Source organism: Mesobacillus jeotgali, assembly GCF_900166585.1.
Classification (GTDB): Bacteria; Bacillota; Bacilli; order Bacillales; family Cytobacillaceae; genus Mesobacillus; species Mesobacillus jeotgali_A.
In genome coordinates, this window is record NZ_FVZC01000008.1 from 722,192 (window position 1) to 737,466 (window position 15,275).

The 15,275-nt window shown below is 45.1% G+C and carries 16 protein-coding genes; 12 read left to right on the forward strand and 4 right to left on the reverse strand.

From position 1 onward, the window contains the following. Positions 1–15: 15 nt before the first annotated feature. Positions 16–984: a class II fructose-bisphosphatase gene (gene glpX / locus B5X77_RS08645; RefSeq protein WP_079507113.1), complete on the reverse strand. Its 969-nt coding sequence runs from the start codon at positions 982–984 to the stop codon at positions 16–18. A 163-nt stretch (positions 985–1,147) separates the two neighbouring features. On the opposite strand from glpX, the gene B5X77_RS23270 reads away from it, so the two are divergent. The 4 genes from B5X77_RS23270 (at position 1,148) to B5X77_RS08660 (ending at position 4,952) form a co-directional block, all read left to right on the forward strand. Continuing rightward, entirely contained in the window at positions 1,148–1,309 is a 162-nt protein-coding gene (locus B5X77_RS23270) for a hypothetical protein (protein ID WP_176167274.1), read from the forward strand. A 952-nt stretch (positions 1,310–2,261) separates the two neighbouring features. Then, the gene (locus tag B5X77_RS08650) at positions 2,262–3,551 is read left to right on the forward strand and encodes an EAL domain-containing protein (RefSeq protein WP_079507115.1); all 1,290 of its coding nucleotides are present in this window, start codon (positions 2,262–2,264) and stop codon (positions 3,549–3,551) included. Between the two features lie 22 nt (positions 3,552–3,573). Further along, entirely contained in the window at positions 3,574–4,011 is a 438-nt protein-coding gene (locus B5X77_RS08655) for a DUF86 domain-containing protein (protein WP_079507117.1), read from the forward strand. A gap of 176 nt (positions 4,012–4,187) precedes the next feature. Next, positions 4,188–4,952 (forward strand): TIGR01457 family HAD-type hydrolase, encoded by a 765-nt coding sequence (locus B5X77_RS08660; RefSeq protein WP_079507119.1) that lies wholly within the window; start codon positions 4,188–4,190, stop codon positions 4,950–4,952. An 85-nt stretch (positions 4,953–5,037) separates the two neighbouring features. Here B5X77_RS08660 and B5X77_RS08665 read toward each other — a convergent pair whose 3' ends face one another. Next, positions 5,038–5,547: a phosphatidylglycerophosphatase A family protein gene (locus B5X77_RS08665; protein WP_079507121.1), complete on the reverse strand. Its 510-nt coding sequence runs from the start codon at positions 5,545–5,547 to the stop codon at positions 5,038–5,040. A 589-nt stretch (positions 5,548–6,136) separates the two neighbouring features. Between B5X77_RS08665 and yutH the strand changes: the two genes are divergently transcribed. The 5 genes from yutH to thrB all read left to right on the forward strand — a co-directional run bounded on the left by yutH (position 6,137) and on the right by thrB (position 11,687). Continuing rightward, entirely contained in the window at positions 6,137–7,144 is a 1,008-nt protein-coding gene (yutH, locus tag B5X77_RS08670; protein WP_079507123.1) for a spore coat putative kinase YutH, read from the forward strand. Positions 7,145–7,218: 74 nt separating this feature from the next. Then, positions 7,219–8,196, forward strand: a complete 978-nt coding sequence (locus B5X77_RS08675) for a 2-hydroxyacid dehydrogenase (protein ID WP_079507125.1) — start codon at positions 7,219–7,221, stop codon at positions 8,194–8,196. 184 nt (positions 8,197–8,380) lie between these two features. Beyond that, positions 8,381–9,679: a homoserine dehydrogenase gene (locus B5X77_RS08680; protein WP_079507127.1), complete on the forward strand. Its 1,299-nt coding sequence runs from the start codon at positions 8,381–8,383 to the stop codon at positions 9,677–9,679. Next, positions 9,676–10,737 carry a threonine synthase gene (gene thrC, locus B5X77_RS08685; protein WP_079507129.1) on the forward strand — a complete coding sequence of 354 codons (1,062 nt, stop codon included), beginning with the start codon at positions 9,676–9,678 and terminating at the stop codon, positions 10,735–10,737. Before B5X77_RS08680 ends, thrC begins: the two co-directional genes overlap by 4 nt. After that, positions 10,734–11,687 carry a homoserine kinase gene (thrB, locus tag B5X77_RS08690; RefSeq protein WP_257391756.1) on the forward strand — a complete coding sequence of 318 codons (954 nt, stop codon included), beginning with the start codon at positions 10,734–10,736 and terminating at the stop codon, positions 11,685–11,687. The genes thrC and thrB overlap by 4 nt, the downstream gene beginning before the upstream one ends. A gap of 27 nt (positions 11,688–11,714) precedes the next feature. Here the strand turns inward: thrB and B5X77_RS08695 are convergent, their stop codons facing one another. Further along, positions 11,715–11,951 carry a NifU family protein gene (locus B5X77_RS08695; protein ID WP_023626615.1) on the reverse strand — a complete coding sequence of 79 codons (237 nt, stop codon included), beginning with the start codon at positions 11,949–11,951 and terminating at the stop codon, positions 11,715–11,717. A 151-nt stretch (positions 11,952–12,102) separates the two neighbouring features. Here B5X77_RS08695 and B5X77_RS08700 point away from each other — a divergent pair, with 151 nt between their 5' ends. The 3 genes from B5X77_RS08700 (at position 12,103) to B5X77_RS08710 (ending at position 13,894) form a co-directional block, all read left to right on the forward strand. Further along, on the forward strand, positions 12,103–12,429 hold the full coding sequence (locus B5X77_RS08700) for a YuzD family protein (protein WP_079507131.1): 327 nt from the start codon (positions 12,103–12,105) through the stop codon (positions 12,427–12,429). A 65-nt stretch (positions 12,430–12,494) separates the two neighbouring features. Then, entirely contained in the window at positions 12,495–13,067 is a 573-nt protein-coding gene (locus B5X77_RS08705; protein WP_139378283.1) for a helix-turn-helix domain-containing protein, read from the forward strand. After that, complete coding sequence (locus B5X77_RS08710) at positions 12,968–13,894, forward strand: IS3 family transposase (protein WP_257391731.1); 927 nt, start codon at positions 12,968–12,970, stop codon at positions 13,892–13,894. The genes B5X77_RS08705 and B5X77_RS08710 overlap by 100 nt, the downstream gene beginning before the upstream one ends. A 258-nt stretch (positions 13,895–14,152) precedes the next feature. Here B5X77_RS08710 and B5X77_RS08715 read toward each other — a convergent pair whose 3' ends face one another. Continuing rightward, on the reverse strand, positions 14,153–15,220 hold the full coding sequence (locus tag B5X77_RS08715; protein WP_079507133.1) for an NAD(P)/FAD-dependent oxidoreductase: 1,068 nt from the start codon (positions 15,218–15,220) through the stop codon (positions 14,153–14,155). Between the last annotated feature and the right edge of the window lie 55 nt (positions 15,221–15,275).

Consider the following 15,275-nt stretch of genomic DNA (forward strand, 5'->3'; position numbering starts at 1 on the left):
AAAAGTATGTATTGGCTAAACCATCACAAGATGAGGCTTGTGTTCGAGGTGATGGTGTGCTGTAATGTATCGGACAGTTTTGGTCTTTGATCGCATGACAATAGAGTGTGTTTCGACCAGATCGCCTCCCAGGAAATGCACCCCGTCAAGCAATTCTCCACTTGAAACGCCAGTTGCCGCAAAAATCGCATCCTCACCGGAAACCAGATCATGGAGCATCAGCAATTGTCTTGGATCCTTTAAACCCATGGCGATACAGCGTTCTTCTTCCTCGATCGTCTGCGGAACAAGTCTAGCCTGCATATCTCCGCCAAGTGCTTTAATGGCTGCAGCCGAAATGACACCCTCCGGCGCGCCTCCCGTACCGACAAAAAGATCGACACCGGTGTGCGGGAGGGCAGTTGCAATTGAAGCACCTACATCACCATCGCCAAACAACTTGACCCTTGCGCCTTTTTGCCTGACACGTTCAATCAAGTCATCGTGGCGGTCACGTTCCTGGATGATTACGGTCAAATCCTGAATCCGTTTATTGTTCGCTTTAGCGACGATTTCAATCGTCATTTCAATCGGATCATCCAGGCTGATTTTGCCAGCTGCACTTTTGCCGACAGCAATTTTCTGCATATACATATCCGGTGCATGGAGGAGGGTGCCTTTATCCGCGACCGCAATCACAGCCATCGCGTTATTATGTCCTTTGGCGACGATATTTGTCCCTTCCAGCGGGTCAACGGCTATATCAACTTTTGGTCCCATACCGGTACCCAGCCGTTCCCCAATAAACAGCATTGGAGCCTCGTCCAATTCCCCTTCACCAATCACGACAATACCATCCATATTAACCGAATCAAACATCTTCCGCATAGCCGTTGTGGCCGCATCATCCGCTTCATTCTTCTTGCCGCGCCCCATCCATTGGGCAGAAGCCAGTGCAGCAGCTTCAGTAACTCTGACAATCTCAAGTGCCAACTCGCGTTCCAAATGTCACTCCCCCATTTTCGACAGCATTCTCACTCAACATCAATCTTACCAGAAAAACTTTTATTTCTGAATTTTATCGAGGGATAATTTGATTAAATTTATTGGCCATAGAAAAACTTAATCGGAGCGTAGAGCAGAAACCAGAAGTGATTGGAGGATAGGGTTGAAGGTCAGATTCCAGCTTGCCAAGTTTGGACAGCTTTGGCGGGAAGGGAGGAAAAGCTGTCAGAAGAAGCCTGATGTTTGGACAGCTTTGACGGGAAGGGAGGAAAAGCTGTCAAAAGAAGATCGAAGTTTGGACAGCTTTGGCGGGAAGGGAGGATAAGCTGTCAGAAGAAGCTTGAAGTTTGGACAGCTTTGGCGGGAAGGGTGGAAAAGCTGTCAGAAGAAGCCTGAAGTTTGGACAGCTTTGACGGGAAGGGGGGAAAAGCTGTCAGAAGAAGCTTGAAGTTTGGACAGCTTTGGCGTGAAGGGAGGAAAAGCTGTCAGAAGAAGCGTGAAGTTTGGACAGCTTTGGCGGGAAGGGAGGAAAAGCTGTCAGAAGAAGCCTGAAGTTTGGACAGCTTTGGCGGGAAGGGAGGAAAAGCTGTCAGAAGAAGCCTGAAGTTTGGACAGCTTTGGCGGGAAGGGAGGAAAAGCTGTCAGAAGAAGCCTGAAGTTTGGACAGCTTTGGCAGGAAGGGAGGAAAAGCTGTCAGAAGAAGCCTGAAGTTTGGACAGCTTTGGCAGGAAGGGAGGAAAAGCTGTCAGAAGAAGCCTGAAGTTTGGACAGCTTTGGCAGGAAGGGAGGAAAAGCTGTCAGAAGAAGCCTAAAGTTTGGACAGCTTTGGCGGGAAGGGAGGAAAAACTGTCAGAAGAAGCCTGAAGTTTGGACAGCTTTGGCGGGAAGGGAGGAAAAGCTGTCAAAATAAATCCGGAAATATGACAGGTTAGAAGGAGGACCAAGAAAAGCTGTCCAAATAAGTCCTGAATTAAGACAGGTTAGAAGGAGGACCGAGAAAAGCTGTCAAAATAAAACCGGAAGTAAGACAGGTTAGGAGGAGAACCAAGAAGAGCTGTCCAAATAAATCGAAAACGTCATTCGAAGCTCTGCTATTAATCGATAATACGTCACCAAAAACCAAACTCAATAATTCTACCTGACTCCTCCCCCCTAATTTCTAACATCAAAAGAGTGAAAATATTTCGAAATAACTATATAGGAAAAAAGGTCTATTTTAGCGAAATATGGTACAATTAAGAAAAACTTCTAGTCATCTTCTGAGAGGATTGAAATATATGGCCCGCCGCTTTACTAGCATATTGGACAACCTGCTTGGTTGGGGAAAAATAATGCTGCCTCATTCATCGATTTGTTATTATCCGCCCCAGTTTATTTTGCGGAACCCTTTGGTAGCAGGGGTGAAGAAGGCTATTAACAGTGGCTGTGAAGTTGCAGTCATTGCCTATACAATTAAAAACCACCGGGAGCTCGTTGCTCAGCTGGGTGAAGAAACGTGGAAGTATCATAAAGCTTTAAAGCGCCATTTCAAAGATGTCATAGAAGTGGAAATTGATAAGGAAGACATGATTGTCCTGCATGATTATTATAGTGACAGTCTGAGCCTGTTCATGAGAATTGACCATAACAGGCATTGTATATCCGAGATCGATGCAAAAATGAAAAAGATCCTCAGGGAAGCGGAAAGCAGGATTTTTCATCAGTATCCAACAGTCCAGCCGGTTTTTGATACGGGTTTTATTTTCATCGATAAATCAGTAGGTTCCCTTCATGAAGCGGTACTGAAGGCGCATCAGCAGGCTTTTGCGATGGCTGAAAAGCGGATACAGTCCGAATTCAATGAAATGGTCTATGAAATGAATAAAATCATCGCCCAGCAAAATATCAAACTTCTGGCACAGCCAATCATTGATGTTGCCACGAAGGAAATCCGTGCCTGGGAAATGCTGACCAGGGGGCCGGAGGGGACATCTCTTGAAAGTCCTTTACAGCTATTTTCAGTCGCCAGACAGACAAATATGCTGTATGAGCTGGAAATGATCGTCTTGAAGAAAACGCTTGAGCAAATTACGTCAACAGGCTGCCCTGATGATATTTTCATCAATTTCACACCAATCACCCTTGGGAATTCCCGTTTCGTCCGGGACCTGAAGACGATGATGAAATCCTACGAAAGCATCAAGCCAAATCAAATCACATTTGAAATTACCGAGCGGGACTCAATTGAGGGAATCGACAATTTTATCTATAATATAAAGGTGTTAAGAGGAATGGGTATCAAGATTGCGGTGGATGATACCGGTGCGGGATATGCAAGCCTGAATACCATCAGTGAAATCATGCCGGACGTCATCAAGATTGACCGTTCCGTCATCCAGAACATCGACAAAAACTCCGTCAAGGAATCGATGCTGAAAGGGCTTCTCCTTGTTGCAAGGGAAGCGGGATCCACAGTCATTGCGGAAGGGATTGAAAACGAGCATGAAGCTTCAGTCCTTTCACGGAACAAGGTTGAGCTGGCACAAGGTTATTTCTATGCCCGTCCCGGATTATTGAAAACCGTCTAGCATCTTTGAGAGGTGATGAGGAATGTATTTTGTCGACAGGGATCAAATCGAAGTAACATTAGAGTTTTTGAACAGGCAGATCGATTTTTTTGAAAGCAATGAAACATGGGAAACGCCAATGGAAAAATCGGCTTTGGAGCGTGCGGCACATACAATGGTAGAAGCCGTTCTCGATGTGGGCAATGCGATGATTGATGGCTTCATCATGCGCGATCCGGGAAGCTACGAAGACATCATTGATATATTAGATGATGAAAAAGTGGTGACAGCTGAAATGAGCGCAGGATTGAAAAAAATCGTCCTATTCAGGAAGATGCTTGTCCAGCAATACACTGCTGTTGACCATGCCAGCCTGATTGAAACTTTCAAGTCTGAGCTTCCGCAACTCAAGCTTTTTCCGGTAAAGGTCAGAGAGTATCTAACGAACGAGCTGGGGCCTGTTTCCGCTTTTAAAAAGTAAACGGCTGAAGAGACTGATAAAGTGAACTCTAACTCAATTGGGTTGGGTAAAGTTCCCTATTTCGGTCTCTTTTTTCATTAGTGAGGTTTGTCCTTTGCACTCTCAGCTTTGCTTATATAAAATGGGAGTATTCGTTTTCTAACAACAAGGGAACAGTAATCATAGGAGTGATCAATATGAAAAAATATAAAGGGTATCTGATCGATTTGGATGGAACGATGTATCGCGGCTCAGAGCGCATCGAGGCAGCTTCTGATTTTATAAAAAGGCTGATTGAAGCGGATATCCCTTATTTATTCGTAACGAATAATTCATCGCGCACACCTGCACAGGTTGCCGAGAAGCTGCGCGGCTTTGATATCCCGACGACTGAGGCGCAGGTTTTTACAACAAGCCAGGCCACGGCCAACTATATCTATGAGCAAAAACAAGATGCAACCGTATATGTGATTGGCGAAGAGGGAATCCAAACAGCGATTGAAGAAAAAGGCTTGAAGTTTGCTGGAGAAGATGCAGATTTCGTTGTTTCTGGAATTGACCGGGGCATTACCTATGAGAAGCTTGCAGTTGGCTGTCTTGCGGTAAGGAACGGGGCAACCTTCATTTCGACAAACGGAGATATTGCCATCCCGACAGAGCGGGGCCTGCTGCCTGGTAATGGGTCTTTGACATCAGTCATCGCCGTATCGACACAAACAGAACCTATCTTCATCGGCAAGCCAGAATCAGTCATTATGGAACAGGCCTTGAAGGTTCTCGGAACAGCAAAAGAAGAAACGCTTATGGTTGGGGACTATTATGATACCGACATTCTTGCAGGCATGAGGGCAGGCATGGATACCCTGCTTGTTCACACTGGTGTCACAACGAAGGAATTGCTTAAAGGTTATAATGAAATGCCAACCTATACAGTGGATTCTCTGGACGAATGGGAAGTATAAAACATAAAAGGGACTTGAGCGATCTTTTGGCTGCAAGTCCCTTAATACTTATCAGGATGACGTTTGTTGGCCGTCCAGTATTTTCTTAATTCTCTACATTTGCCGCTCTATGGGCAAGACGGCTTGACGCAGCAGCGGCAACTGCTCCCACGATATCATCAAGGAAAGTATGGCACTTGCCTGATGCTTCTTTATCATTAAGAATCTTCAGGATACCCGGCTTTGCCTTATCGATGAACCCATAGTTTGTGAAGCCGATCGAACCATAGATATTTACAATGGAGAAAGCGAGGATTTCATCCACGCCGTATAAGCTTTCATCTGTTTCAATGATCGACTGGAGCGGTTCTCCAAGCTTCTTCTGCTCAGCAAGGATATCAAGCTGGATTCCTGTCAGAATCGCATTCTGTACCTCACGCTTAGACAATACTCTTTCCACATTCTCGATACAATCGTCCATTTGCAGGTTCGGGTGGTACTTCTCCTGCAGGAAAAAAACGAGTTTGGCGATATCTTCTATTTCAACCCCGCGTTCATGGAGCCATTTTCGGGCAGTTTCCTCGGTCATATGGATGGCGCGTTTCTTTTCTAACATCTGCATCACCTTTCTATAATTTAATTCAGATAAGAAAGTGAGTATCTCACTTTGGGAATTGTCTAGCTCCAGCGCCTAGCCAGTTTTCATCTCCGAATTCGCTTCTCGAGTATCTTGCGAGAAGCGTTAGCTTTGAGCAGCTCGAGTCGTTTGTCTAGCTGCGGCTCCTAACTCCTCGAGACGCTTCGGTCCTGCCAATGAAGTCAAAGAACGACTTCACTGACGGGCCCTCCAGCGCTTGTCGGAGTTGGGCAGTCGCCTCCGCATTTCGAATTCGGTCCGCCCGGTGAAGTCAAAGAACGACTTCACCGGTCGGCCCTCCGTGGCACACGATGTGCTAGACCCGCCAGCCACAGGACGTGGCGTTATTAGGCGGGCAACGCTTGTCGGGGCTGACCAAGGCGCTTACGCTTTTCTATCAGCATTCTCAATATCTTATTTAACCTAAATTATTCCGCTTAATCCGTTTTAGTGAAAGAATTCATACCTTTAAATCATTTCCAGATTCAAGCCAGTTATTCATTTTCATTGTTTTGCAATCCTGCACATATATTTGTAAAAGAATGGCTTGGAAATGAGGTGGTATTCGATGTTTCAAAAGATGTTAAAAGAAGTATATGGGATTTTTCCGGATTCAGAAGTGTCTCTTGGAAGATATCATGGATACAAGCAAAATGAAGGGCTATATTTGATTATGGACGCTAATGGGACAAAAGAGCAAGAAATAAGCGAGCTTTCAAAGATTGCTGACCATATGCAAAAAGCTGGTGACCGAAACGTATCCAAGCTGCTTTCAGACAAGGAAGGGAGGCAAGTTTGCGACTGGGAGGGCAGGAAGTATTGTGTGCTGCTGAATCGCGCAGCTCCAATGCCGGAAAAACTGCGAACTGGCAGGAAGCTGGCCAGATTCCATGCAAGAGGGCGGCAAATCCCCTTTAAGGTGGAAAGCTTGAACAGGGTTGGACAGTGGAAACAGCTCTGGGAAAAACGGCTTGACCAAATGGAAAAAGTATGGAGCGGAAAGCTTTATACTGAACCGGAGAACGAGTTTGAGAGACTGTTCCTGGAATCTTTCCCTTATTATATGGGTTTATCGGAAAATGCGATTCAATACCTGGCGGATACTGAGATTGATGATAAACCGACGAAAATCGACCATGGCACAGTTTGCCACGAACGCTTCACCAATACAGTCTGGAGAGGGCCTTATTTTGTCAAGAATCCATTCGATTGGGTATTCGACCATGCAAGCCGCGACCTGGCGGAGTGGGTTAGGGAGCGGTACTTTGCAAACATCCAGACGAGCCAGCCAGAAATTAAAAGCTTCCTTACCGAGTATCAAAGCATGACTGTGCTATCCCCATTTTCCTGGAGGCTCCTGTACGCGAGGCTGCTGTTCCCGCTTCATTATTATGAGACGGTTGAAAACTACTATATTACTCAATCAGAACAGATGAAGCGCCAGCTAGAGGACCAAATGCGGAAGTACCTGAACCAGAGCAGTGACTATGAGAGGTTTTTAAGCCATTTTTACCAGATTGGCGATGCACCGGTAAAAATCGGAAAGCTTCCTCCAGTCGACTGGTTATTACGGTAGTCGAAGCTTTAACGGGTATATGATAGAATAAAATTATTCTATTATATTAAACGTTTACAAAAAGGAGCCAGACTATGAAGCCGTATGTATTTATCACGAGGAGAATGCCTGAAGAAACCATTGCTGATCTCACCGATAGATTCGAGGTTAAAATGTGGGATCATGAAGATATTCCTGCACCAAGAGAGGTTCTGCTTGCAGAGGCGAAAAAAGCAAGCGGAATGATCACGATGCTATCTGACAAAATTGACGAGGAGCTGCTGTCAGCGGGTGAAAACCTGAAAGTCGTCGCAAACCTCGCCGTCGGTTTTGACAATGTTGACCTCGAAGCGGCCACTAAGCGAGGAATCGTTGTGACCAATACACCGGATGTGTTGACAGAAACAACCGCTGATCTTACTTTTGCTTTGCTGATGGCTGCTGCAAGGCGCATTGTCGAAGCAGCTGATTATATCAAGGCAGACAAGTGGAAAGGCTGGGGCCCGTACCTGCTTGCAGGGAATGATGTCTATGGAAAGACAATCGGAATTGTCGGCATGGGCAAGATTGGTGAGGCCGTGGCCCGCCGCGCCAAAGGCTTCGGCATGGACATTCTTTACCATAACCGTTCCCGAAAGCCAGAAGCTGAAAAAGAAATAGGCGCTATATACAGCTCCTTTGATGATGTTGTTACAAAAGCTGATTTTGTCGTATCACTCGCCCCGTTGACAGCTGAAACTAAAAACCTTTTTACAGCAGAGGTCTTTGCCAAAATGAAAAAAAGCTCGATTTTCATCAATGTTGGACGTGGCCCGGTTGTGGACGAGCAGGCATTATATGAAGCACTTAAACGCGGGGAGATTGCGGCAGCAGGACTTGATGTTTTTGAAAAAGAACCCATTTCCGCCGGACATCCGCTGCTCGAACTTCCAACCGTGACAGCCCTCCCTCATATCGGCTCAGCAAGCACGGAAACCAGGACGACGATGATCAGGCTTTGTAGTGCAAATGTAAAAGTAGTCCTGAGCGGAGACACTCCTAAGACAGTTGTTAATAAGGAAGTGCTCCAATAACCGATTAAACCTTCCCTTCAAGCGGGGGAGGATTTTTTTTACACTTAGAGCCCCTTGTGATAAAGCGTTTACATGGGGGAATGCTCGTTAATTATTCCTTGTAAAAGCTGTTAGTCGTCTTTATAATGTCTACTATACAAAAACAAATGTACTTTTGAAAAAGACAATGAGAGGGGAAGAGAAAATGCAGGCAATCTCGGTTGGGCTTCTTGGTTTAGGAACAGTGGGGTCGGGGGTGGTGAGAATCATTGAGAACCACCAGGATAAATTGATGCATCAGGTTGGTTGTCCAGTGAAGGTAAAAAAAATCCTCGTCCAGGATGTCGAAAAAGAAAGGTCAGTGAAGGTTGCCCCTTCCCTGCTTACGATGAACCCATACGATATCATCGAAGATCCTGAAATAGAAGTAGTCATTGAAGTAATGGGCGGAATCGAAAACACCAGGACCCATATGCTGCAAGCTTTGAAGAATAAAAAGAATGTGGTGACAGCTAATAAAGATTTGATGGCTGTCCATGGTTCGGAGTTATTGACGGCTGCGAAGGAAAATGGCTGCGATCTCTTTTTTGAAGCGAGCGTGGCAGGAGGAATTCCAATTTTGCGCAGTCTCGTTGACGGACTCGCATCTGATAGAATCACAAAGATGATGGGGATTGTAAATGGAACAACAAATTATATTTTAACAAAGATGAGCCAGGAGGGACTGGCATATGATAGCGTGCTGAAGGAAGCGCAGGACCTGGGATATGCGGAGGCGAATCCAGCATCTGATGTGGAAGGACTTGACGCGGCTAGGAAAATGGCAATCCTCGGAACACTCGGGTTCTCGATGCAAATTGACCTTGATGATGTAAAAGTAAAAGGAATCACAGAGGTTACGGAGGATGACCTCCAATATGCGAAGCAGCTTGGCTATACAATGAAATTGCTCGGTATCGCTGTCCGCGAAGGAGATAAAGTCGAGGTGTGTGTGGAGCCTGCTTTACTCCCATCATCCCATCCGCTGGCCTCAGTCAATAACGAGTACAATGCGGTATATGTATATGGTGAAGCGGTCGGGGAGACCATGTTTTACGGACCTGGCGCTGGAAGCCTGCCAACCGCAACAGCTGTTGTTTCAGACCTGGTTGGTGTCATTAAGAACATGCGTCTTGGAGTAAATGGGAGTTCTATGATAAAGCCGCAATATGAAAAGCAGCTGAAGGACGATGGTGAAGTGAATTCAAAGCATTTCCTCCGTCTCCATGTCCACGATGAAGTTGGTGTCTTTTCAGAAATAACCTCCCTTTTTGCAAATCATAATGTCAGCTTTGAAAAAATCCTTCAAATGCCTCTGAAGGAAAAGGAGCTTGCGGAAATCGTGGTTGTTACACATCGGGCTTCTCTTAAAGACTATCAAAATATACTGATGGAGCTGGGTGACCTGGGTGTAGTCAAGGAAATCAAGAGCTCCTACAGAGTCGAAGGGAGTGTCAGTCCATGAGATGGCGCGGGCTGTTGCATGAATACCGAGATTACCTGCCAGTCAGTGCCCATACTCCCATTCTGACGCTGCATGAAGGAAATACTCCGCTCATCAGGCTTGACCAGCTGTCAGAGGAGTGGGGCCTGGATTTATATGCAAAAGTCGAGGGAGCGAACCCTACTGGTTCATTCAAGGACCGCGGGATGGTAATGGCAGTTGCCAAAGCCAAGGAGGAGGGGAGTGATACGGTCATCTGTGCCTCAACGGGAAACACCTCCGCTTCGGCTGCGGCTTATGCGGCAAGAGCTGGGATGAGATGCATCATTGTTATCCCAGAAGGGAAAATTGCCATGGGCAAACTCGCCCAGGCAGTGATGTATGGAGCGAGTATTGTTTCAATTGAAGGCAATTTTGACGAGGCATTGAAAATGGTCAGGGCCATCAGCGAAAATGAACCAGTCACCCTCGTCAATTCTGTGAATCCTTATCGGTTGGAAGGCCAAAAAACGGCTGCCTTCGAAATATGCGACCAGCTTGGCGGCGCACCTGATATTCTGGCGATCCCAGTGGGGAATGCCGGAAATATCAGCGCCTACTGGAAAGGTTTTAAAGAATATCACGCGAGCAGACAGACTGGCTTGCCGAGGATGTTCGGTTTTGAGGCAGAAGGTGCCGCTGCAATCGTACAGGGCAAGCCGATTGAGCAGCCGGAAACCATCGCAACAGCTATTCGAATTGGCAACCCCGCCAGCTGGAATCTAGCTGTTGCTGCCCGGGATGAATCAGAAGGAACCATTGATTTCGTCACCGATGAAGAAATTTTACAGGCGTATAGCAGCCTGGCATCCACAGAAGGCATTTTTGCTGAACCGGGTTCCTGTGCATCACTGGCAGGTATTCACAAGCTCTTAAAACAAGGGGGAATCCCTCGGGGTTCCAGGATTGTTGCTATACTGACGGGAAATGGATTGAAGGATCCTTCCACTGCAATCGATATCAGCTCCATCTCACCTGTTCGGCTGCCAAATGACGAGAGAATTGTCAGCGAGCATATCAGGGGTGTGGTAAGACAATGAATGGAGTCGGGGAACCATATGCTGCTGGCATCTCGCCAAAACAGATATTTTCGGTAAAAGTCCCGGCAAGCTCTGCGAACCTGGGGCCTGGTTTTGATTCCCTTGCTGTTGCCTTGAGCCTCTATCTGGAAGTTGAGGCTGTGCCTAGCGATCAATGGGAAGTTGAGCCGCTATCTCAGTCTTTAATGGGTTTTCCCCGGAATGAAAAGAATTATATTTGCCAGGTTGCCATTAAAACTGCTTTAATGTACAAGCAGACGATGCCTCCACTCCATATTTCTGTAAAAAGCGAAATTCCGCTGGCTAGAGGGCTGGGTTCCAGCGCCGCTGCCATCGTTGCGGGCGTGGAACTGGCCAATGAGTTCTGTGACTTAAAATTATCACTGCGGGATAAACTGGCGGTCGCTTCCGGATTTGAAGGCCATCCGGATAATGCCGGAGCCTGTCTTTTTGGCGGAGTAGTGGTAGGCACTCAAATAGGGGAAGATGTTGACTTGACAGTGCTCGACCAGATTCATTTTGATCCGATTCTGGTTGTCCCCCGGAAGGAATTGCTGACAGAAATTTCACGTGAGGTATTGCCGGCAGCCGTTGACTTCCAGCGCAGCGTCCAGGCGAGCGCCATTGCCAATCAGCTTCTTGCTGCTTTAATGACACAGAACTGGGCGCTTGCAGGCAAGATGATGGCTTCCGATTTGTTCCACCAGCCATACAGAAAGGTACTTGTGCCATTTTATGAGGATGTCCAGAAAAAAGCCATTCAGTCAGGGGCTTTTGGCGTCGCACTAAGCGGAGCGGGACCATCGATCCTGTGCCTTGCTGAACCAGGCAAGGGGGAGGCCATTGCAACAGACTTGAAAACTTTTTTTGAGGAAATGGAAACTTACAGTTTGGTGATCGATCGAAATGGATGCAGCTCCAGCATGAAAAAAAGCGGTTTTGCCACTTAGAGCAAAACCGCTTTATTATTGGTAAAATTAGAATACCTGTTCAACCTCAACTACGCCAGGTACTTCTTCTAAAAGGGCGCGTTCGATTCCAGCTTTAAGCGTGATTGTGGAGCTCGGGCAGCTTCCGCATGCACCCAGCAGGCGAAGTTTTACAATGCCATCTTCAACATCAACCAGTTCGCAGTCTCCACCGTCGCGAAGAAGGAATGGACGCAATTTATCTAATACTTCCTGTACTTGCTCAAACATTTGCTGTTCAGTCATGCAAATCGACTCCTTTCATAATACTTATTATAATCTCATCAGCCGGAAAAATCTATCCAATTGAATGAAAAACCTGAGACCGCAGTTTTTTCCTTATGAATCCATTTCATCGTATAGTAAAATAAAAGAAAATAACAGGGGGTAATTGATAATGGAGCGGAAAGAAGTAGAAATTGTCGTTTACGGTGCAGAAGTTTTATGCCCGAGCTGTGTGAATCTTCCATCTTCAAAAGAGACGTATGAATGGCTAGAAGCTGCAATCGGCCGAAAATACGCAGACCAGCCTTTTAAAATTACTTATGTTGATATTTATAATCCTCCAACAGAGGGAGATAAAAAGGAATTCGCTGAAAGAGTGATTGAAGAAGACATGTTTTACCCTGTCGTCCTGCTCGAAGGCAAAATCGTTGGCGAAGGAAATCCAAAATTGAAAACAATTTATGCAGAATTAGAGAAATATGGGTATGTACCAGCTTAAAATGATGAAAAGCATTCTGAAAATGTACTGCACCCCAAAAGTTAGAGTGAAATTTAACTTTTGGGGTGTTTTTTGTGGTCAAATATAGCGAAGGATTTAAATTAAAGTTAGTTAAAGAGTATCTAAGTGGGAAATCAGGTTATAAATTTTTAGCTAAAAAGTATGGCATGAAGGACAGTACACCAATTCTGAGATGGGTCAAATCCTATGAGAAATTCGGAGAGGAAGGATTAAGAAGAAAGAGAAATAAAACAGTTTATTCTGTTCAATTCAAGCTAGAAGTATTAAGCTTTATGAAGAGAACAGGTTCTTCAGAAACGGAAACGGCCCTCAAATTTGGGTTAAAGAATCCTCCTTTGATAGCCTCATGGAAGAAAGCTTTTCTTGAGGGTGGTACTGAAGCCCTAGATAGACTGAAAGGACGGTCATCCATGTCTGAAAAAGCTAAGAATAAAAAAAGTAAACATATCGAAGAGAAAGAAATGACATATGAAGAAAAATTAGAACGGGAAAACGAACTTCTTCGGTTAGAGGTAGAATACTTAAAAAAGTTGCGAGCTTTTCAGATGGATCCGGAAGGCTATCTCGAAAAGCACAAGCAGCGTTATCATTCGAACTCAAAGAAACCTTCAAACTAAAAGATGTGTTACTGGTAGTTGGCATGCCTGAATCCTCGTACCATTATCATATAAAAATGATGAAGAGGGCAAATCCAAACCAGCAGCTGGAGGAAACTATCCAATCCATTTTCGAAGAAAATAACGGAAATTATGGTTATCGACGCATCAAATTAGAATTGAAGAATACTGGGGTAAAGGTGAACCACAAGAAGGTCTATCGCATCATGAATAAACTTGGACTCCAATGCGAAAAGTTCAGTAGGAAATCTAGAAAGTACAGTTCTTACAATGGAGTTGTTGGAACTATTGCCAAAAACCGTATTAATCGTCGTTTTCACACAAACGTGTGCCATCAAAAATTGACAACAGATATTACAGAATTTAAGTGTTCAGACGGTGTGAAACTATACCTTAATCCAATTATGGACATGTTCAATGGTGAAATTCTTTCGTATGGGATGAGTATGCGCCCTACCTTAGAATTAGCGCTCAGACCTCTCGAGGAAGCACTAGAAATTGTCAAAGATTCAAAGTTCAGAACTACTGTACATTCCGATCAAGGTTGGCATTATCAACATAATAAATGGGTTAAAACGCTCAAGGAACATAAGGTATTCCAAAGTATGTCGCGAAAAGGGAACTGTTTGGATAATTCCCCCATGGAGAACTTTTTTGGATTAATGAAACAGGAAATGTATTATGGGGAAGCGCTATGCCCATTTGAGGATTTAAAAAAGAGAATTGAAGAATATGTCAATTATTATAATAACAAACGCATAAAGCAAAAATTGGCCGGCATGAGCCCGGTTCAATACCGTATTCATACCAGCCAATTAGCTGCTTAATATAAAACTCTAACTTTTAGGGGTCACATCAAAAATGGGTGCTTTTTCTATTTTTCATCAGATAAATATTTAAAATGACGAGCTCTTAAAGTGTGAAAATTTTTTTATAGCGAAAATCTTCTTTTTATAGCGACTTTAAAGATTATATAGCGAAAAATACAATTATATAGCGAACTGGAAATTTCACTGTATTTTTACCATTTTTTTATACTCGTTTGAATCAAAAAAACCGGGCATCCTCGCCCGGTTTCTAATGCATCATCCATTATGATACTTATACATCCACAAAATACCTGACTTCAGCAAGCGTGCGACGCGGCCGGTAATCGGGCGTTCGTTCACCAGTCCGAAGCCGTGCTTTTTGCCGAGTGAACCAATGACGCCTTTCAGCTTGATTGGCGGGAATGATTCTGGCGGTTCTTCGCCTTTCCAGCGCTTTTGCAGGACCTGAACGATTTGTTCAGCCTGCCCTTCTGCAAGCTGTGCACTTGGTGCATGAGGCAGACTCGCACAGTCTCCGACTACATAGACATTTTCATAACCAGGAAGATTATGCTGTGGCGTGATGACAGCCCGTCCCATGCCGTCTTTTTCGATGTCCATCTGGCGGACGAGTCGGTTTGCCTGGATTCCTGCAGTCCAGACAATTGCGTCACAGACAATTGGTTCATCGTGATTGTAAAGGACATTCTTTTGCACTTCGGTGATATTTGCATTGTTGATGATTTCAACATTGTGATTGTCAAACCAATTTTCCACGTAAGTGCTCAGGCGTTCAGAGAATGCTGACAGAATGTGGTTGCCGCGATCAAAAAGCTTGATCTTCAAGTCTTTGCGGCTTTCAGCCAATTCACTTGCAAGCTCGACACCGCTTAACCCTGCACCGACAATTGCCACACTTGAACCTGCCGGCAAATTATTCAGAGCCTGGTAGGTTGCACGTGATTTCTCGATGGATTGGATACTGTACGTAAACTCATCAGCTCCGGGAACATTGTGGTATTTATCTTCGCAGCCGAGGCCAATGATCAGGTCATCATATTCCACAGCCTCAGTGCCTTGCAGTTCAACCTTCCGCTCATTAAGATTGATGGTGGTCACTTCTGCATATTTCACCTGAAGGCGGGGATGTTCAGGAAACGACACTCGGATATGCTGGTCTGAAATCGTCCCTGCTGCCAGGGCATAATATTCAGTTTTTAAGCAGTGATATGGAACCCGGTCTATCAAAGTAATGGATACATCTTCCGGCAGGTCATTCGGCAGCAATTTATGAAGGACACGCATGCCGCCATAGCCGCCTCCAAGAATAACGAGATTTTTCATATGAATTTCCCCTCTTTTACTCATCACGGACAGTCATGATGTTTTTAAAGCTCGT